Below are 17,482 nucleotides of genomic sequence, written 5' to 3' on the forward strand. Positions count from 1 at the left end.
AAAACGAAAGAACATGAAGACCAGGATCCCTCCTTACTATAAACCCCCCCCATAACCCATCGATTCCACCAACCTTAACAACTCATCCCTATCACGAACCAAGTGCCACCTAACGAAGGGCGGGTTCGTAATAATGAGGTCAGCCCTATAACTCCACGCAACTTTGAAGGCATCGCCGCATATTACCTCGACGTCACTATATAATGATGACAGAATTCTACGAGCCAACTTACAGGGCCCCTCATTAATCTCTATCGCTATCACCCTCCTAGGTCTAACAAGGTCATTTATGGCCGATAATGTAACCCCGAACCCGCGAATGGGTCCATAACCACCACGTCCCTTCTATACTCCTCACCTAACTCCTGAAGGAAACTCCTAATTACGGCTAAGCCATCACGACTAGTGTAATACGACGAAGTACCCTTCCTATCCACGGTACTCTGAATCTCATACTGCTCATCAACTAAGTACAAGGTCCCCCCCTCACCCAACCCTCACTTCCCTAGGAAAAACCCTCGAATTTAATAGCTTCCCTAAATTTCAACCAACATTATAGCTACGCCACGTTGAAAGACACGACTATTTTTACGACTAGCAATACCCTCATCAAAGCACTAGATTAAGTGCATCACCGCTGGCACGAATAGTTTAGTAAAAATAGTGGTAAATGAGGTAAATATCATGGGCATTAAGGTCCTAAACTGGTTATTACTATTAAGTATTAGCAATAATGAAAGAAATAACACAGTGATCACCAACGTAAAGCCACTAAAACAAAATATGGAGGAGGTGACAATCAATGTCGAACTTGAACTCGAGCCTCCTGAAGATAGGCAATAAACTAATCATTGGACTCCGCATAAAGAAGGAAGTAAATGCTTGGGACCTGGCTCAAGCCCTTGATGGACTGAGGATCACGGTTATAAGGGATGAGGTGGGGGGGCTCATAATACTGCACACGCCAGCCCACATCCCGCTATTCACAGCCATACATAGGGATAGGATAAGGCACCTGCTTAATAAGTGGGTTGACTACGTGGAGCCATTACCATCAGGTGTAACACGAGGAATTATAGATAATGCATCAACGAGCTTCTCAGAAATTAAAAGCAAGGCGATACCGGAGGTGCAGGACTCATCATCAGCCATAATAACGATATGCAAATTAAGCAATGACCAGGTAAGGTACTCAGTATTCTTAAGAGGAAATACTCATGGTGAAATTGACATATTATCATGCAGTAATAAGGCGTTCTTAAAGCAACTTAGGGAGAGCATAGACTTAACCCTCAAACCATCGCCAAGGCCGGGCCGCATGTTCATGAGCAATTACTACCCAATAGACATAGACTTAACGAGACACTTAATTGTGCTCGGCTCGACGGGGGGGTCAGGAAAGACCACGCTCGTGAGGTTACTAATAAACGATGCACTTCAAAGGAGTACGTTTAACAGGATCGTGATCTTTGACCCAACGGGCGAGTACTCGTTACACCTGGTAGGTCGCGGCTACGTGGCTATACCCGGGGGGGTGGACATTGCCGTAAACCCATTAACATTGCCTAGACATAGAGCCAGCGAATTGCTCTCAACAGCCATTCAGGCTGCCGCGTTTATGTATGGCGAGAGTGATAATGGTGGTTTCTCATTCATTCAACTTGAGGTACTTGAGAAGGCTCTTGATCGATTAGGCGATAGGAATACCCTGAGGGATCTATATGTGGTGTTGAGTGATCTTGAGCAGGAGCTGAGGAGGAATGATTACTTAAACGCTATTTCTGCGGTGAGGCGTAGGTTGAGGAAGTTGATGATAGCGGCGTTAATGAGGAATGTATTGAGTTCCAGTGCTGCTCGGTCTAGGTTATTGGTCATAAACATGGCACCGCTCTACTTCGTGTCTCAGCTCGCAGCGATAATATTCACGTTGACATTCCTTGAGGTACTCAATGGCATTCTTAGGGATTCGCTTATTGTAATTGATGAGGCCCATAGAATCCTCAATAAGTATGTGGTTAGTGAGTCGATTATTGAGAGGTTGATCAGAGGGTAGACATGACGATATTACACTAATCCTCGTAACCCAGGACCCCCTCGACATTAAGAGAAATGTACTTGACATAGTGGGGGGGCACTATGTGATTTTTAAGCTAAGTGGTAAGTCCGCCGTTGAGGCAGCGGATTTACTGGGTATCGATGGAGACGCCATCATTAAATTGAAACCCCCCCTTGAGTTTTACTATCATAATAACGGCATTACCGTTAAGGCGTACATAATGGATAATTCAGGGAGCAATTACTTAATAGCCTCGGACATAATTTATAGGAAATTACTCAGGAACATTAATGATGAGGATTACGTCAACGTAATGATTAGGAGATTCGGTCGCGCACTAAACCCCCCCGTATTGATCCCCCCCCAAGTCATTGAGTTGGGTAGGAAGTTGGGTTATGATATTAGGTCCATTATTGAATTAGCGGCTAGGAAGGATCCTGAATACTTCAAGTTGCTTTCCCAGGTGATTATTGGTGAGGAGTAAGTTAGTGATTGCGGTTATTATCGCGGTAATTACCTATGTCATCGACCATAGGGTTTACTTAGTCATTATTAACACGTTAATACCGCTCATACTTATTAAGGACTTAATTGAGCTTAGGGAGCAAGTCAGGTTATTCATTAATGGTGGCGATCCCGTTGAATCCGCAGGAATCGACTTAACGGGGATTACGGTGAATGGCAGAAAATTAATTGGCCTCAGGGTTTTGAGTGTGGCTTATACGTTTGATTCTGCATTTGAGGAGGCCTTGACTAGGGCTCGCGTATTAATTCACCTATTCTCTAAGTATAAGGTTATTGCTTTAATATCGAGTAATGATTATATTATTGGCGTTGATAAGAGCGTCTCGCAGGAGTTGGTTACCGAGCTTGAGAGATTGAATATTAAGGTTACCAGAATCAACGGCTTCGAGTTGGCTAATGCCTGAGGATGAGCGTTAAGCGTAGATCGCTGATTAGGCTTCCACTTGTTCTATTGCCAATTCCCCCCCTTCTCATAGTATCTTCAGCCTACGTATTCCTTGCATTCCCAGTACTATACATTGTATATTCTATTAGTGATTTCTCAAGGAGGAGGTCTGTAATTAATGTTGGGTTTAGTAATGAGGTTGTCCGTGACCTAAGGGCTATGATGACCATGGATAATACGATGATTAGAGCCGAGACATTAAGCCTTAGAAGTAGGATCTCTCGTGCCCATGCAAGCATCTTGTTGGTGGTCTCGAGTAATGATGAGTTGAGGGATTGGATTAAGAGCACCGCCAGCAGAGCTTATGGGAAATTCCTAATGTTTAGGCACATCAAGTACTTCCTCAGCTACAAGGACTTTGAGGTCACGCTAAGGAGGATCCAGCAGGGTGAAGATGTCTACTCACTTTACCTGGCGAGTACTGCCAGGTTTGACTCATCATTTAGGTGGAGGTGGATACCATCAGTACCAATATCAAAGATACTTGCTACTAATCATGGTCGTGTATGGTCCATGGAACTAAACCTGGCAGTACTAACGCCATTCTCATTTCAGTTAATTAATGAGAGACGTGGTCTCGCCGTAATAGGTAGGGACGTTAATAATAGGGATATTTATTGGTCATTCAGTGGCTTAAGCCCTCACGTATTAATCATTGGTCCGACGGGTGCAGGTAAGACCACACTAGCCATGAGCATTGCCTATCAGGTTAAGCGGAGGTTAGGTAATAAGGTTAAGTTGGTGATAATAGATCCTCATGGACATACGGAAGTCCTTAGTAGGTTAATTAATGCCAAAACAATCGATTTGAGCAGGAATAAAATAATAGTGAATGAATCTTCTATACTAATTGAGTCAATACGACTCTCCAATCCCCTACTCTCAATAGGTACTGAGGGTGCATTACTGCGTATGGCAGGTATCGGTGTTGATGGTATTTCAAGCATTGATGAATTAATGAGAAGACTTAGGGAGTTATCAAGCGATTTAATACTGAGGGAGGCGTATTACAACTTATACAATGCACTTGCACCAATTATTAATTACTACAATGGCTTAAGTAGTAATGCTTTGCTTAATGTGTATGACCTGCTTAATGGCGATGCAATCTTTGTAATGAGGTCAATACTAAGCAATGAATTAATTAGGTACTTAGCATTACTCATACTTCTTTCCATTGGTAAGAAGGCGATTTCTGAATGCCCTAATCCACCATGTCCGTTGAGGTACCTTGTAATAATTGATGAGGCTCATAACGTACTTAGGCTACCAAGTGAGTACAGGGTGCTTGGCGTTGATGACTCAGTGGAGAGGATGTTTAGGGAGTTGAGGAAGTTTGGCGTGGCATTGTTTGCTTTAATGCAACCACCACTTGATGTTCTTAATGAGGGTATCCTGGGAAATATCGGTAACACCATTATATTGTCTGGAAACTCTCAATATGTGTCTCACGTAGTATCGAGTATAGGCGGCATTGATAATGACGATGCTGCATGGTTATTAAGCGGGCAATTCAGGGCTTTAGTACTGCGTCAGGGTCGACCTAAGCCAATTAAACTAGCTTATCTTTATATTCCTAGGGAATTAATAATGGAAAAATTAATCGATGATTTTGAGGGGGGGAGGGTTGAATAAGTAGCATTCAACTCACGTTCCCACCGCCATTCTCATTATTATTAACGTTATTATTGGCGTAGTATGACCGGTCAGATACGAAGACCTCTACCTTCTTTGCATTTAAGCTCTTGGCTATGTATTCGAAGGCTGACATTGGGTTTGTATGGTTACCGCAGGTGTATACGTCTACCGTGGCATACTCATGCTCAGGCCAGGTGTGGATTGATATGTGGCTCTCGGCAACTATGGCTACTACGGATATTCCACCATTAACTCCAAACTTGTAGTAGAAGGTTGACACAACAAGCGCACCGGCTATGTCGGCTGCCTCTTTGACTATTTTCAGTAGGTATATTTCATCCTTAAGTAATTCTCTATTGCAGCCATATAGATTTCCATATACGTGTACCCCCCCATACACTAATGCATTCCTTTCCCTGCCCCCCCCAGTTCTATTAGGGTTTGGGTCGTCATCTTCCCCCCCAATATTGAACGTTTTTTGAGTAATGCGTACCCAACCCCCCCTATATAAACATATCCCCCCCTAAAATTAGCGGTATTACCTTGAAATAGCGAGGTATACGGTTTAGATCATTGGAGGATAAGTATTAAATACTTCAAGTGTAATTCTCTGTTGAATGGAAGGACTAGATTATTTTAAGAGTGCGTATGTAGAGATTGGAAATTTTATTTTAAATGCTCTCAATATTATTAATATGAAGGAGGTCGAATTATTCGTGGATGCCTTAATAAATGTTTATAATGATGATAAGAAGGTCCTCGTTGTTGGTGCAGGTAGGTCAGGGCTCGTGGGTAGGGCGTTCGCAATGAGGTTGATGCACCTTGGATTTAGGTCATACGTGCTTGGTGAAACAATAACGCCTAGCGTTGGTGATGGTGACCTCGTGGTTGCCATTTCCGGTAGTGGTACTACAACTATGGTCGTGGCTGCGGCTGAGGCGGCTAAGAAGATGAGGGCTAGGGTTGTCGCGATAACGAGTTATAGGGACTCACCACTGGCTAATTATGCTGACTTAATTGTTCAGGTACCTGGTAGGACTAAGGTGGCTAAGATGGATGATTACTTTGCCAGGCAGATACTCGGTCTTCATGAGCCTCTGGCGCCATTGGGTACGCTCTTTGAGGATACCGCCATGGTACTCCTCGATGCGATTATTGCAGAATTAATGCATAGGCTTAAGAAGACGGAGGATGAGATAAAGAGTAGGCATGCGAATATTGAGGTACCCTAAGCTTAAAACCTAAGCCCCCCCTCACTCCTCACTTTCCATAGCCCTAATGCCAACATTTATGAGGCGCTTAAACACCCTATCAATAAGCCTAACGTAAACGCCCTTCTGCCCAACGAAGCGCCGAAGGCGTTCTTCTTAACTGTGACCATTAGCTCGGGGGCCGGCGAAGTCTACATCAACGATGTGCTTACCAATCCAACCCACTGGGTGAAGTGCCCTAATCCACTCCTTGAAGTTTAGGTTCATCTCCACGGTCCTAACCCTCAGGTTACTCTCACCCTCAATAGCCTTAATCCTCTCACCACCCTTACCAACCACCCTGCCGAGATGACCCTCCTTAGCTATTATTAATGCGTCAGGCACATTCTCGCTCTTAATGCCTAGGTTCTCCTTCTCCTGCTTAAACTCAATCACCGTAACCACATCAGCGTCGGGTGCGTGAACCCTTATCAAGTCGAGTATCTGCCTCTCCGTATTACTCAATTCCCTCTTCCTCATCCTCAACTCGAAGGAAACCTTAACACCCCTCTTGGCGCCAGGTCTAACGATGTCCTTAAGGCCCAGGTCCACAACCACCGCATTTTCCTCATTAAGTAGAACCTCCCTGAGCAGTGTTGCGCCATCCTTCTCAACACCAAGTGGTCTCTGGAGCACTGGGTCCCCCCGCAATTATCAATCGTGAATTCCTACCAATCCTCATGAGAATCTCTGCAGCATTCTCAGGCTGGGTGCTCTGGGCATCATCTAGGAATATTAATGAGTCATCAAAAGTCCTACCCCCCCTTAGGTAGGACACGTCGGTGACCATTACCTTACCCTCCTGGAGAAGCTTGGTTATCTCCTCCCTATCCATTAACCCCCCCTCAAGAATATCCTCAAGATACGCGGAGGCGATTTTATAGTACAGGTCACCAAGCTCCTCAGGCGTTAATGACTTACCCGTGCTCACGTCAACCACGGGCCTAGCAATTATGAATCGCTTATAGGTCCCTGCAAGTACTGAGGATATGCCGTAAACGCATGATATTAGGCTCTTGCCAGTACCCGTTGGTCCGAAGACGCCCACTATCTCATTCCTCGAATCCTTAAGTGCATTTAGGAATCTCTCCTGTCCGATACTCATTGGCTTAATTTTATCTAGTAATGACGACATCGAATCATGATTAACTAATGGGTTTTTAAATCCTTACCCGTGACTAACCAAACGTAGCCTTCACGGGCGTAATTCTCTCACGGCAAACCTCCCTAGCCAATTTAACTGGATCGTCAAAATACCTAATTCTGATTACTCTCCTATCATCAACATACTCAGGGAAGGCCTTGGGCAGTGCATCACTACTTAGGTTGGTCCCAACGAGCACGTATGCAGGCTTACCCATTGCATAGGCTAGGAGCACCTCTATTATCGTTCCAGCACCACCGCCTAACGCCACGAGGACGTCACTCGACCTAACCATTATGACAGACCTACACCTAAACTCACACCCACTATCAATCCTAACAACACCACTTGGCAACTCAACGTCATACCTCTCCAGGGGGGGTAGCACAACGGCAATCCTAAAGCCTAGTTTCAATGCCTCATCAATTATCGTCTTCATGAACCCCCCCAATAACCACCAAGCAGTAGTGTGGCTGTTGGGCATTGAGAATGAAGCTCCTTGAGGAATTCCCTGGCCATGGCCTCGGTCTTAGGATCCACGGGGGGGCTTGAATGGGCTGCTATGGCGATCTGCATCGCTACTACGCTGAACTAAGTGCTTATAATGCTTAATCCTCATCGACTATTCATTGATTCTCTAAGCATCGGTATTATGTGGTTATCAATTACGTAGTTAATGACTTCCCTACAACCATTACAGTTAATGGTTGATACCCTAAACGTGGGTATTGACTTATCAATAACCGCCACACCACTTAATGCCGTATTCACCTCATCCTCCGTGGCAATGTCAATCTTATTCACAAGTAATAGCAATGGTGTACCACTAAAACTGCCTCGGATCTCTCTCAACAGGTTTAACTGTTCCGTTAATGAGTAACCACTGTGACTCGTTGGGTCCAGTATGAAGATTATGACCCTCGCCAAGTACTTCAGCGCCAGTATTGCCTGAAGCTCAATCTTATTGCGCTCACTTAATGGCCTATCAAGGAGACCCGGCGTATCTATTACCTGGACCTTCACGTCATTGAGAACCGTGAAATGACCAACATGAAGCTCCTTAGTTGTGAATGGGTACTCAGCGATCTTAGGCTTACCGCTGCTTACGCACCTAACGAAGCTACTCTTCCCAACATTGGGCATTCCGGAGACCACAATCGTGAATAGGCTCGGGTCTATGTTCGGTAACTTATCGAGCTTAGCCGCTGCACCCTTTAGGAAGTCAAGCTCCGGCTTTAGGTCCATGAGTAAGTCCTTAATTCTCGCCAGGAAGTTCCTCCTAGCCCTAATTATGTCATTACTCGTTGTGGCGGACCTTATGGCAATCACGGCATCCTTATAAATCGATGAGAGAGCCTTCGTAGCATGACCAACCTTCGCCAGAGAGTGCTTGTACGTGGCCCTATCAATCATTAACTCAATCAATTCCCTATAGAATGGGTGCAGGGAATCAAGAAAGGGCATCCCGAGGGCCACATCGCGAAAGGCATCGCTCAGGTACTTCCTAACCTCCCTAACCCTTCTCAACTCAAGTCTCCTCAGCCTATCAATGCCGGGTTCAATGCTTGGATTCCTGGCCTGAAGGCTAAAGTAAACACCGACCACGCATTCCACAACTCCTCACTAGTTGGTACGTGGGGGGGCGCCTTAATCACGTTAATGACCAACGCCATTACCAAAGCCCCCTTAATAAACGTTTAACCAAATAATATACATAACCTAAATAGCCACAGTAATTAATAGGCGATAATAATTAGTTAATGATGATGAGTATTAACAAATTGAGCGTGGCAGGGCTCCTAATATTCATTGGCGTGGCCGAGTTTCTACTACTAATGCTAATCGCCGAGGCTCTTTATCCAGGGTACTCCGTTTCCAGGAACTACATTAGTGACCTTGGCGTTGGGCCTACGGCGATTATATTCAACTCCTCAATAATAATCATGGGCCTCCTACTAATAATTGCTGCTGTCCTCATATGGGGACTTAGTAAGGTCTTTGCGGTAACGATAGCCCTAACGGGCATTGGCGCAATGGGTGTCGGCATATTCCCAGAGACGATTCACCCATTCCACCTAATCTTCGCATTAATAGCCTTCCTATTCGCATCGATATCGTCATACCCAACAATAAAGATATCAAGAAGCCCAGGGAGAGCACTATGGCCAATACTAGGCACGATAAGCCTCATAGCCCTAATACTATACATAATGCACATGTACCTAGGCCTAGGCCCAGGCGGGATGGAAAGAATGATAGTATACCCAAACCTAATCTGGGCTTTAGCCTTTAGCGCAGAACTAATGAACTATCAACAACCAAAACCATCACAAAAAGCTTAAAATTCCTCAGGGGGGGAAACACACACTCGCCCCGGTAGCTCAGCCTGGTAGAGCGCCTCACTGGTAATGAGGAGGTCCCGGGTTCGAATCCCGGCCGGGGGGGGCTCCAACATCGATTTTAGGTTTGGTATGCGTTTTCCTGGTTTATTTGCGGTGGTTTACTTGATTGATTAATGTTTTTAATTTTGTGTTTGGCTTGTTTTTGTGCGTGTGTTTAGGTTACGTAATGTTTGGATGGTGACATTGCTTGTTTTGATTTTGTTCGTCCTTGTGGTTTTATATGTATTGAATATTTCACGTTTTTGCTGCGAGTTCTAAAGTTGGTGTGGGTGGGGGGGTTTGGGGGGGCATTTCTGTTTCTAATTATTCATGCCCTGAACACTTTTCTCAATATTTCATCGATGTACCCGTGTTGATTTATTATGGTTCTAAATTAGTTGGTAATTTTACGACGTTGATTAGTGTTAATGCTTCTCAAATGCCGTATGGGTGTGTGTACATGGTTAGTGTCGATATTAACAATAGTTATTTTGGCTATGTTCCATTAATTGCTAATGCCAGTTATGACTTCCTCAATGATTCGGTGATACTAAGTGGTGAATCTATGGCATTAAGTAGGTACCCTGGTCTTAAGAATTCGTCCCTCTTAATACCATTGTTAAATGATATGAATGCTGTGCTTCAAAATTACCTGGGCAATTACGTGATTACTGCCTGGTATCCAGCATTGAGTATTAGTGTTGTGCGTGTTGGGGGGGATCGTATATATTCTAAATCCTCCATAATATTTATCGTAGATTTAAATGAAAGTAATGGGATTGGGCTCGTTCTCGTGAATTTCACAATTAATGATATAAATGGAGTAAATGGCTCAGTGATAATACAGGTAGTTCCTAGGAATTCTTCAATACTAGGTATGAGACTTACAGCAGCCAATTCTTGTTATGCCGTTAACTGGGCTGGTGTCGTAGGTTCCTTTGATATTCCAATAATTGATGGTGCCACTGCCGTAGTGAATATACCCAGTGATGTCATGCCAATACCTACGGCTCCATTAAACAGCCAAGCAGTTGCTGCTTGGGTTGGATTAACAAATGGTTCTATGGCTAATGTTTGTGCCAATAGTTTTAGCGGCTTGGGTGTGCCTTACGTGCAAGTTGGTTGGTTATGGTATGATAATGAAATCACAATATTTTGGTCAGGCGGTTCTGTTGGTCATATTATTGAGCCTATCATGTCATTGCCATACAAGGATCTTTCTAATGCGGGTATATCTATTCATATTGATCATGTGCGGGGTTATTGGTATGGTGTATTTATTATTCCCGGCCATTACTATATTACGGCGCTCCTGGGTGTTGAGCCAAATTACGTGTTTAAAGGTTTTCAGTTTCTAGTCAACGCACCACTAAATAGTTATTATGGTGAATATTACTTACTGCCTCAGTGGTATCCATATATTCAATTTATGAATTGCTCGGTAAGCACTATGAATAGGGAATTCTCACTTAATCAACTCATTCGCTTATTGAATGTGACGATTTATCAGGTTGATATGAGTGGTTATGGTAATGGTGGTTATAGTAATTCGGCCTATGTTAATTATGTGGAGAGTAATGATGGTTTTGATGTGCATTGGTCAGGTTGATTTGGTGGTTTTCTCTTTCTATTAAACATTAATTTTTTATACTTCCCTGGGACCTGGTTTTATAATGGATGGGCAGGAGTTGAGGCAGAGGCGTGGTGCGCCAGGTTATAGGGTTACTAAGTTACCGTATAGGGTTAGGGTTTACCTGAATAATCAAGTCCTCATACCCGCGAGTCTCGTGAGGGTCCTGGGTATTTCTGGGCTTAAGTACGCGGTCATCACCATCTCCTACAACGGCATACCAATCACTATTAAGGGCGTTAAGCTGCTGAGGACCAAGCACACCGACTCTAGGCAGTTCACAATACCCAGGGATGTCAGGGAGGCCTACGGCATTAGGCCTGGTGATGAGGTTGAGATAATAGACATAAAGCCCTTCAGACTATCCTAACCGCAGATCGGCCCATTTATCAGTAATTGCCTTATGTATATGGTTGTGTTCACGACGTAGTTTGCGTATGCCGTTATTGTTATGTTCCCATAGTACTTATTATAAATTGTGATTGATGTCTCGTTATTGCCTGTGGTTAGGTCTACCGTGTAACTGTTGATTCGTAGGTATGCAAGGGTTACATTTAATGATCTTAAGTATTTAGGGCCTACCCACGAATATCGTATCGTTACGTAATACGTACCTGGTGGCAATGCCTCACTTACCGTGAACCAAGCCCCCCAGGCGCTTCACTTGGTGTGTGGGTTATTTCTCCGTTTATTATTTGTCCATTGATTATGGATACCATGCTTGGTGTTACATTTAGGGTTAGTGGTTCGCATATTATTGGCTTACCCGTGTAATTTGCCCTTAAGACCAATAATGAATTCCCGATCACCATATAGACCCCCCCATAACCCTCCATTAACGCCGCATTTACATAATCATTATATGGCGTACCCCACCAGGTGAACCAGGGACTATTTGGCTGGGCCACTATGTACTCGGGCCTTAACCATGGGTACACTGTGTGTAGGCGTTTATGTTGTTTGAGAATGGCGGGTATAGGTTGTTCTGAACAAGCACGGTGGCGTTGCTCGGTATTAACTTCAATGCGTCCCAAATTTCGTAATCAACCCTAGTCAGTTGATACTGAAAGTGAATTAGTGGGCTGACGCCGAGGAGCACTATTAACGTTGAGATCAGTATTAACGCCATTAACCTCCTCTGCTGCTCAATAGGTGCTTTCGACACGGCGATTATCGATGCCATTATTATGAATGGTATTGAGAATGAACTATACTGAAAGAATGGGCTGTAATAAATGACGTCACTCGTTAGAAAAGATGCAAGGGGCCATGCAAGCGATGGGAGGACTAGTGGGTCTAGGAAGGCTGTGAACGCCGTTGGTGCATAGAGCTCGAGGAAGTATAGGAATTTCTCCGTGCCATATACGGAGTATAGCCTCGGTATTAGTAATGGGTCCTTTATGACCGATATTAATATGCCGAAGCTAAATGATGATGCGTACTGCTCAGGTAAGCCTGACAACGGCGATGTGGTTGTTGGGCCAAGTGGATTAAGTAAAGACTTAATCATAGGGCGATTAGAAGAACAGCTATTGATATTACCATTGTTAATACACCATGCGCTAATTCACGCTTTCTCCTAATGTTTGTAATCACGTAGTATAGGCCAAGTAGTGCCATGGGTATCGGTGCGAACTCAATGGTGCCAAGCGTAAGTAGTAATATTGGGTAGTAAATCCTCCACCTCCTCGTTATTAAGAAGTACGTTGAATACAGGGCTAGGGGGGGCATGAATATAGCCTCCATGTGAAAGTCAAAGGAGTTAACGCCCTGGACCAGTGGGTTCATGAGGTAAATAATTGCGAAGAATACCCCTAACCAATCCCTGCCCAGGTACTTACCTAGCCAATAAATCGGTAATGCCCCCGAGAGCTATGAGTACTGTCTGAGCACAAGCAGCGTGGCTGGGCTTGGGTACACAGCATATATAGGCAGGAATAGGAATAGCGTTGGTGAGAAGTGGACGTCCAGGAAGCTATAGCCTATAGGCCTGGCTTGGGTATTATCGCCACATCCACACTCTCATAAAACAGCCTATGGTAATACAGTGTCGATGCCAACGCCTGGGCGAAGATCCCAAGGTCCGCGGCGTGGGTGTGGAATGTTAAGTACTTAAGTAATATGTAATATGACATTATCGTAATATACACCGCAATGCCGAGGTAAACCACCAGGCTGCTAGCATTAACCTGCTTCCTCATTTATTAAGGTCATGGTTAGGGAATTATTAAGTAATTACTTCATGAAATCAAGTATTGATGATCCACCACCCTCATGCTTAATTTCCTGGCAATTAATGCTTATTGACTTTAATCCGTCACTACCAACCTCAAGTATTATTGGTTTCCAAATGTTTGTGAAGGCAGCATTGATTATGTAGGAGTTGCCGGACTTGATGCACCTAACCACTGAGTTATGGGCGTGACCGTGTATTGCGATAACATTATTACTAAAAATCACGCTCTCCAAATCCCTAACCCCCCCGAGACTCGGCCAAATCCTCGGATCCTCACCCTGGAGGGTCTTAAACGTTGGTGCGTAGTGTATTAGTAGGATTGTTAATTCCCTCGATGAGTTGATGGTCCTCTTAAGCCACTCAACCCTGCGCCTATACGTATCCGTTATGTGGGGTATGTGCCTTAATTGCCATGTTGTTGGTCTCTCCAGGGATCCCTTAGAACCAATTATTCTGAGCGTTACATCATTTATTGTTAATTTAATTACTTCATCATCAAGCCACTTAACGACATTGAGTTCCCGGGCCCTCGGCATGACCTCATCATAATCCTCATTACCTGGTACAGCAATTATTGTGTCACTTAGTTTCTTTAGTTCGTTAATTAGTATTTTCAATCCTTCAATTTTTCCCTCCTCCATTAAGTCGCCAGCTATGAGTATGGCGTCGAACTTGCCAAGGTCCTTAACAGCCTCCCTAAACCTTGGGAAGTACTTTGGCGAGTGAATGTCTGCCGTGGCGAGTATCCTAGCGACCATTTAATAAGTGATAAAGCATATTATTAAATTACTTTTTGGGTCTAGGTAAATGAACGGCGGTTTTGAATTACGGAGATGCAACCCAGACAGTGATATGGATATAATAGTGGGTCTCGAGAGGGAGATATTCAGGCCAAGTGAGCAGTACACCCTAGGCTTCATTAATTGGTTATGTAGAAACTGCACTAATTATTCCTACATAGCGTTCATGGATGGTAAGCCCGTGGGCTACATAATATCATGCATAGAGGGCCGTAGTAGGGGTCACGTAATATCCGTGGGGGGGGTCCTCAGGGACTATAGGAGGATGGGCATTGGTGGTGCGCTCATGTGTAGATCGATATGTTCGATGGCCGAGAGGGGCATTGACCACGTGATACTTGAGGTTAGAGTGTCAAACACTCCAGCCATAACACTTTATAGGAAGCTTGGCTTTGACGTGAATGGCGTATTAAGGAGTTACTACAATGATGGTGAGGATGCGTACCTAATGATACTTGAGGATGATAAGTTTGAGGCGTTAATACGTAAATGCTGCTCAGTAGCCAAACAACCTCCTTAGGTACGTCTGCATCCAACGATCCTTCTGTATCGTGTAGTCCCTCTTAGGCTCAGTCCTTACTCGGCTTCGGCGGTTGTTGTGTATAGTCAAAGCCAAATTGAACACTTATAGTCTCCAACTTACCCTCAATGTTGCCGACATAGGCCCAGCCAACGAATGCGTACTGCACGGACACCCGCTCATTGCTGCCCAGGTCCTCTAGGATCTTATTGGTGGCGAATAATGCGCTTTCAAACGCAATCTCCTGATTCTTTGGATATGGTAATTTCGCCGCATCGCCGGCGGCAAGTACATCATCGAACTTAGGACTTCTAAGGTCTGTTGGTGATCTAATCTCAACCCAATCAGTGCCTAGGCCCGCATCCCTTACGAATGACGGGACCCTGTTAGGTTCAAGCATTGCCAGTAAGTCGTACTTATACCTCTCGCCACTCTTCGTAATGACTTCCCTATCGCTCATCTCAATTATTTCCTGGTTAGTGACTAATTCGATGCCAGCCTTATCATAAATAGTCTTTACAACGTCAGCGATTACGGGTGGCTGTGTCTTATCATTCGCATCAATGTGTATTATCCTGACCTTATCCCTGACACCCCCCCTATACTTAAGGATTGTGTGAATAAGCAATGCTGTCTCTGTCGGTGCAGGGGCGCATCTATAAGGTGCCTTTGGTGCATACACAATCACAGTGCCCTCATTCATGCTCCACACCCTATTCTTAAGCACATGAACCCTGCCTGGGTCGTAAACGTTCGCATTCATGTACCAGTACTTCTCATAGCCGTTTATTGATGAACCATCAAAAACCACGCCAGGCGCCAGTACCAAGTAGTCATAGCCTAGGCTTCTTACTTTATTACCAAGTAGGGTCTCGGCATAATTAACAACCCTATTACCCGGATCAATACTAACCACGTCACCAGTAATCACATTAACGCCCTTCAACCCAACCTCCTCATAACCCCCCCTGATAATCCTTCCATACTCCTCCTCATTAGTTAGCAGTAATGGTCTCGTGGGTCCACCCACGTAGTGCCTATCCCTAGTTATCACGGTAACCTCAACCAAGTCCTTAGCCCTCTCAATCAGCGTGTTTGCGATTGTTAACCCAGCAATCCCACCACCGACAATGACCACCTTTTTACGGGACATACCCATCAGGGCTTGGTTAAGCCACGTGAATATAAAACAACGCCCAAAGTCAATGGCATTTAGAAGGGGAACGCTAGTTCAGTTAAAATATCACTTCCTCAATCTTGAGACAATTAGTTTATTACCCACGGCATTAATGGTTAGTAAACCATCATCAGCCAGCCAGGCAACGTATATATTGTTTTCTGTGTTCTGGGTTTGGGAGATTTTTGTTCTGTGGGTTGGGGGGGCTTTGGTCCTTGTTGCTTTTGTTGTTGGTGTGGTTCCTGTTGATGCGCCTTACCTCTACCTGCGTTGGCGCCCCTTAGGCTGTTCAGCCCCTCATAGTGTGGCTACGTTCATCAACTGCTTCACGGTGTTTTCGACGTTCCTAACCTCGATTTTCACGTTTGGGCTTGCGTATGCGGTCGTTGGAGATGGGTCGTAGAGGAGGACCAGCTTGCCGAAGCTGTTAATGAAGTCCCTCTTGTAAGTCTCTAGGAAATTCTCAATAGCCAGCTCGGCAATATCATCAATAATCTCCTCAAGCCTAACGACACCATAATACCCACCACCTCTAAGCAACTCCCAAATACCATACAAAGCCAGTGTGGACTTACCAACACCCTTAGGACCTGTCAAGACCACCAATCCACTTTTCAACCCATCAATGACTCGGCTCAGGTACCTATCGAATTCGCCATCCCTTAAGTCAATACCGAGTTGATTCGCGAAATCTCTCCCGTAGGTCTCTGAGACCTCGCCAAGATCATTATCAACGAGCCTAGCATTTGGGTAAAGCCCATCATCGGCTGGGTTAATGAGTGGGTTTGGGCTTGGCTATTTCATTACCTTGTTACGTTGGCTTAAGCGTGGCTTGTCAAGTGCATTAACAACCAATTCATTGACCCCCCCTCTTTCAATTAAATGCTTAAGCCTATTCAGCACTTTCTCGGCAGTGATTTATTAGTTTGGTTGTTATTTTAGTCCTATGGATGTTTCCATGGCTCTTAATGGCTTGAGGATTTGCTGGGGTGTGAGGGTAAGAGGCTCTAAACGACTGAGGTGCGGTGAGGAGGTTAGCGACCCAAGGGTTGTTGAAGAAACAATGAAACTAATCAATGAGTTCCTAAACCGAGTCGAGAAGCATAGAAACGTGCTATTGAGCGAATCAAACACGCCATTCAATGAGACAATCAATGCCCTGAGTGAGTGGTTGAGTAAGATTGAGGAGAGGATTAACGAAAGCAACGACAAAAACATAACCAACTTGAGGAAAACAATGCTCAAAGCTGGAAAGAAAATGCTGAAACTAGCCGAGAAAGCACGCGAGAAGTGGTTAAAGACCTACAAGCGAGAGCTTGAGGAGCTGATTGAGGAGTTGAGAAAGGGCGAAGCCGATGTAGTCATTAGCGGTGACCCATTTAATGAGGACAGGAGCTTCGTGGCGCACCTATACGCGGAGAGCCTGGCGATTGATGTAGTAAGGGTGGCTAAGTCGGGTAGTATAACAGTAATGCTACACATAACTGGCCTCAAGGGCTTTAACGTTATCACGCCCAAGCTATTCGGCGAAAACACGCTAAGGGCAATGCAGTACGGCTGATGTTGACCGACGGCTCAATCCACAAGGATGGCTATCCAGAGATGGGTACGAACCAAACGTGGCAAGCCATTGTCTGGTTAATTACGTGGCCAGGGAGGAATTATATGTGCATAGATGGT

At 44.7% G+C, this 17,482-nt stretch carries 22 protein-coding genes, 1 tRNA gene and 3 pseudogenes; 12 read left to right on the plus strand and 14 right to left on the minus strand.

Features of this window, described 5'->3' with window-relative positions; genetic code table 11:
• Positions 1–36 precede the first annotated feature (36 nt).
• Both JCM11217_RS13860 and JCM11217_RS13865 read right to left on the minus strand, forming a co-directional pair.
• Positions 37–264, minus strand: a complete 228-nt coding sequence (locus tag JCM11217_RS13860; protein WP_243678361.1) for a hypothetical protein — start codon at positions 262–264, stop codon at positions 37–39.
• A gap of 23 nt (positions 265–287) precedes the next feature.
• Complete coding sequence (locus JCM11217_RS13865; RefSeq protein WP_243678362.1) at positions 288–476, minus strand: hypothetical protein; 189 nt, start codon at positions 474–476, stop codon at positions 288–290.
• A 208-nt stretch (positions 477–684) separates the two neighbouring features.
• On the opposite strand from JCM11217_RS13865, the gene JCM11217_RS13870 reads away from it, so the two are divergent.
• The 5 genes from JCM11217_RS13870 to JCM11217_RS04715 all read left to right on the plus strand — a co-directional run bounded on the left by JCM11217_RS13870 (position 685) and on the right by JCM11217_RS04715 (position 4,661).
• Positions 685–843: a hypothetical protein gene (locus tag JCM11217_RS13870; RefSeq protein ID WP_243678363.1), complete on the plus strand. Its 159-nt coding sequence runs from the start codon at positions 685–687 to the stop codon at positions 841–843.
• Positions 803–2,053: a DUF87 domain-containing protein gene (locus JCM11217_RS04710; RefSeq protein WP_243678364.1), complete on the plus strand. Its 1,251-nt coding sequence runs from the start codon at positions 803–805 to the stop codon at positions 2,051–2,053. Before JCM11217_RS13870 ends, JCM11217_RS04710 begins: the two co-directional genes overlap by 41 nt.
• An 85-nt stretch (positions 2,054–2,138) precedes the next feature.
• Positions 2,139–2,540 (plus strand): hypothetical protein, encoded by a 402-nt coding sequence (locus tag JCM11217_RS13875; protein ID WP_243678365.1) that lies wholly within the window; start codon positions 2,139–2,141, stop codon positions 2,538–2,540.
• On the plus strand, positions 2,530–2,985 hold the full coding sequence (locus JCM11217_RS13880; protein WP_243678366.1) for a hypothetical protein: 456 nt from the start codon (positions 2,530–2,532) through the stop codon (positions 2,983–2,985). Before JCM11217_RS13875 ends, JCM11217_RS13880 begins: the two co-directional genes overlap by 11 nt.
• A 2-nt stretch (positions 2,986–2,987) precedes the next feature.
• On the plus strand, positions 2,988–4,661 hold the full coding sequence (locus tag JCM11217_RS04715) for a DUF87 domain-containing protein (RefSeq protein ID WP_243678367.1): 1,674 nt from the start codon (positions 2,988–2,990) through the stop codon (positions 4,659–4,661).
• Positions 4,662–4,668: 7 nt separating this feature from the next.
• On the opposite strand, the gene speD is transcribed toward JCM11217_RS04715, so the two are convergent.
• The gene (speD, locus tag JCM11217_RS04720; RefSeq protein ID WP_054842219.1) at positions 4,669–5,064 is read right to left on the minus strand and encodes an adenosylmethionine decarboxylase; all 396 of its coding nucleotides are present in this window, start codon (positions 5,062–5,064) and stop codon (positions 4,669–4,671) included.
• A gap of 217 nt (positions 5,065–5,281) precedes the next feature.
• Here speD and hxlB point away from each other — a divergent pair, with 217 nt between their 5' ends.
• Positions 5,282–5,896, plus strand: coding sequence for a 6-phospho-3-hexuloisomerase (gene hxlB / locus JCM11217_RS04725; protein ID WP_054842220.1), 615 nt, complete (start codon positions 5,282–5,284; stop codon positions 5,894–5,896).
• A gap of 135 nt (positions 5,897–6,031) precedes the next feature.
• Here hxlB and JCM11217_RS13885 read toward each other — a convergent pair whose 3' ends face one another.
• From JCM11217_RS13885 to JCM11217_RS04740, 4 genes and pseudogenes are all read right to left on the minus strand, one after another.
• Complete coding sequence (locus tag JCM11217_RS13885; protein ID WP_243678368.1) at positions 6,032–6,550, minus strand: KH domain-containing protein; 519 nt, start codon at positions 6,548–6,550, stop codon at positions 6,032–6,034.
• Positions 6,525–7,049: a PhoH family protein gene (locus tag JCM11217_RS13890; protein ID WP_243678369.1), complete on the minus strand. Its 525-nt coding sequence runs from the start codon at positions 7,047–7,049 to the stop codon at positions 6,525–6,527. Before JCM11217_RS13890 ends, JCM11217_RS13885 begins: the two co-directional genes overlap by 26 nt.
• Before the next feature lie 43 nt (positions 7,050–7,092).
• A pseudogene (locus JCM11217_RS04735) lies at positions 7,093–7,634 on the minus strand (LOG family protein).
• Positions 7,635–7,673: 39 nt separating this feature from the next.
• Entirely contained in the window at positions 7,674–8,585 is a 912-nt protein-coding gene (locus JCM11217_RS04740) for a GTPase (protein ID WP_243678386.1), read from the minus strand.
• 260 nt (positions 8,586–8,845) lie between these two features.
• Here JCM11217_RS04740 and JCM11217_RS04745 point away from each other — a divergent pair, with 260 nt between their 5' ends.
• From JCM11217_RS04745 to JCM11217_RS04760, 4 genes are all read left to right on the plus strand, one after another.
• Positions 8,846–9,400: a DUF998 domain-containing protein gene (locus tag JCM11217_RS04745; RefSeq protein WP_243678370.1), complete on the plus strand. Its 555-nt coding sequence runs from the start codon at positions 8,846–8,848 to the stop codon at positions 9,398–9,400.
• Positions 9,401–9,428: 28 nt separating this feature from the next.
• Positions 9,429–9,509 (plus strand) — tRNA-Thr (locus tag JCM11217_RS04750).
• A 216-nt stretch (positions 9,510–9,725) separates the two neighbouring features.
• A complete protein-coding gene (locus tag JCM11217_RS04755) occupies positions 9,726–11,048 on the plus strand; it encodes a hypothetical protein (protein WP_243678371.1) in 1,323 nt (440 codons plus the stop codon).
• A 64-nt stretch (positions 11,049–11,112) separates the two neighbouring features.
• Complete coding sequence (locus tag JCM11217_RS04760) at positions 11,113–11,439, plus strand: AbrB/MazE/SpoVT family DNA-binding domain-containing protein (RefSeq protein WP_054842222.1); 327 nt, start codon at positions 11,113–11,115, stop codon at positions 11,437–11,439.
• Here JCM11217_RS04760 and JCM11217_RS13895 read toward each other — a convergent pair.
• The 5 genes and pseudogenes from JCM11217_RS13895 to JCM11217_RS04770 all read right to left on the minus strand — a co-directional run bounded on the left by JCM11217_RS13895 (position 11,436) and on the right by JCM11217_RS04770 (position 14,063).
• Positions 11,436–11,693, minus strand: a complete 258-nt coding sequence (locus JCM11217_RS13895) for a hypothetical protein (protein ID WP_243678372.1) — start codon at positions 11,691–11,693, stop codon at positions 11,436–11,438. The two genes, JCM11217_RS04760 and JCM11217_RS13895, sit on opposite strands and share 4 nt — an antisense overlap.
• An 8-nt stretch (positions 11,694–11,701) precedes the next feature.
• The gene (locus JCM11217_RS13900) at positions 11,702–11,977 is read right to left on the minus strand and encodes a hypothetical protein (protein ID WP_243678373.1); all 276 of its coding nucleotides are present in this window, start codon (positions 11,975–11,977) and stop codon (positions 11,702–11,704) included.
• Positions 11,978–11,991: 14 nt separating this feature from the next.
• A pseudogene (locus tag JCM11217_RS13905) lies at positions 11,992–12,902 on the minus strand (DUF2079 domain-containing protein).
• Between the two features lie 149 nt (positions 12,903–13,051).
• Positions 13,052–13,270 (minus strand): hypothetical protein, encoded by a 219-nt coding sequence (locus tag JCM11217_RS13910; RefSeq protein WP_243678374.1) that lies wholly within the window; start codon positions 13,268–13,270, stop codon positions 13,052–13,054.
• Positions 13,271–13,304: 34 nt separating this feature from the next.
• Positions 13,305–14,063 carry a metallophosphoesterase gene (locus JCM11217_RS04770; RefSeq protein WP_054842223.1) on the minus strand — a complete coding sequence of 253 codons (759 nt, stop codon included), beginning with the start codon at positions 14,061–14,063 and terminating at the stop codon, positions 13,305–13,307.
• A gap of 49 nt (positions 14,064–14,112) precedes the next feature.
• On the opposite strand from JCM11217_RS04770, the gene JCM11217_RS04775 reads away from it, so the two are divergent.
• Positions 14,113–14,625 (plus strand): GNAT family N-acetyltransferase, encoded by a 513-nt coding sequence (locus JCM11217_RS04775; protein ID WP_054842224.1) that lies wholly within the window; start codon positions 14,113–14,115, stop codon positions 14,623–14,625.
• Here the strand turns inward: JCM11217_RS04775 and JCM11217_RS04780 are convergent.
• Together JCM11217_RS04780 and JCM11217_RS04785 are read right to left on the minus strand one after the other, a co-directional pair.
• Positions 14,602–15,784, minus strand: a pseudogene (locus JCM11217_RS04780) (NAD(P)/FAD-dependent oxidoreductase). The gene JCM11217_RS04775 and the pseudogene JCM11217_RS04780 sit on opposite strands and share 24 nt — an antisense overlap.
• Before the next feature lie 315 nt (positions 15,785–16,099).
• Positions 16,100–16,408 carry an ATP-binding protein gene (locus tag JCM11217_RS04785; protein WP_243678375.1) on the minus strand — a complete coding sequence of 103 codons (309 nt, stop codon included), beginning with the start codon at positions 16,406–16,408 and terminating at the stop codon, positions 16,100–16,102.
• A 340-nt stretch (positions 16,409–16,748) separates the two neighbouring features.
• Here JCM11217_RS04785 and JCM11217_RS04790 point away from each other — a divergent pair, with 340 nt between their 5' ends.
• Entirely contained in the window at positions 16,749–17,363 is a 615-nt protein-coding gene (locus tag JCM11217_RS04790) for a hypothetical protein (RefSeq protein ID WP_054842226.1), read from the plus strand.
• Positions 17,364–17,482 lie beyond the last annotated feature (119 nt).

This window comes from Vulcanisaeta distributa JCM 11217 (assembly GCF_001316005.1).
GTDB lineage: Archaea > Thermoproteota > Thermoprotei > Thermoproteales > Thermocladiaceae > Vulcanisaeta > Vulcanisaeta distributa_B.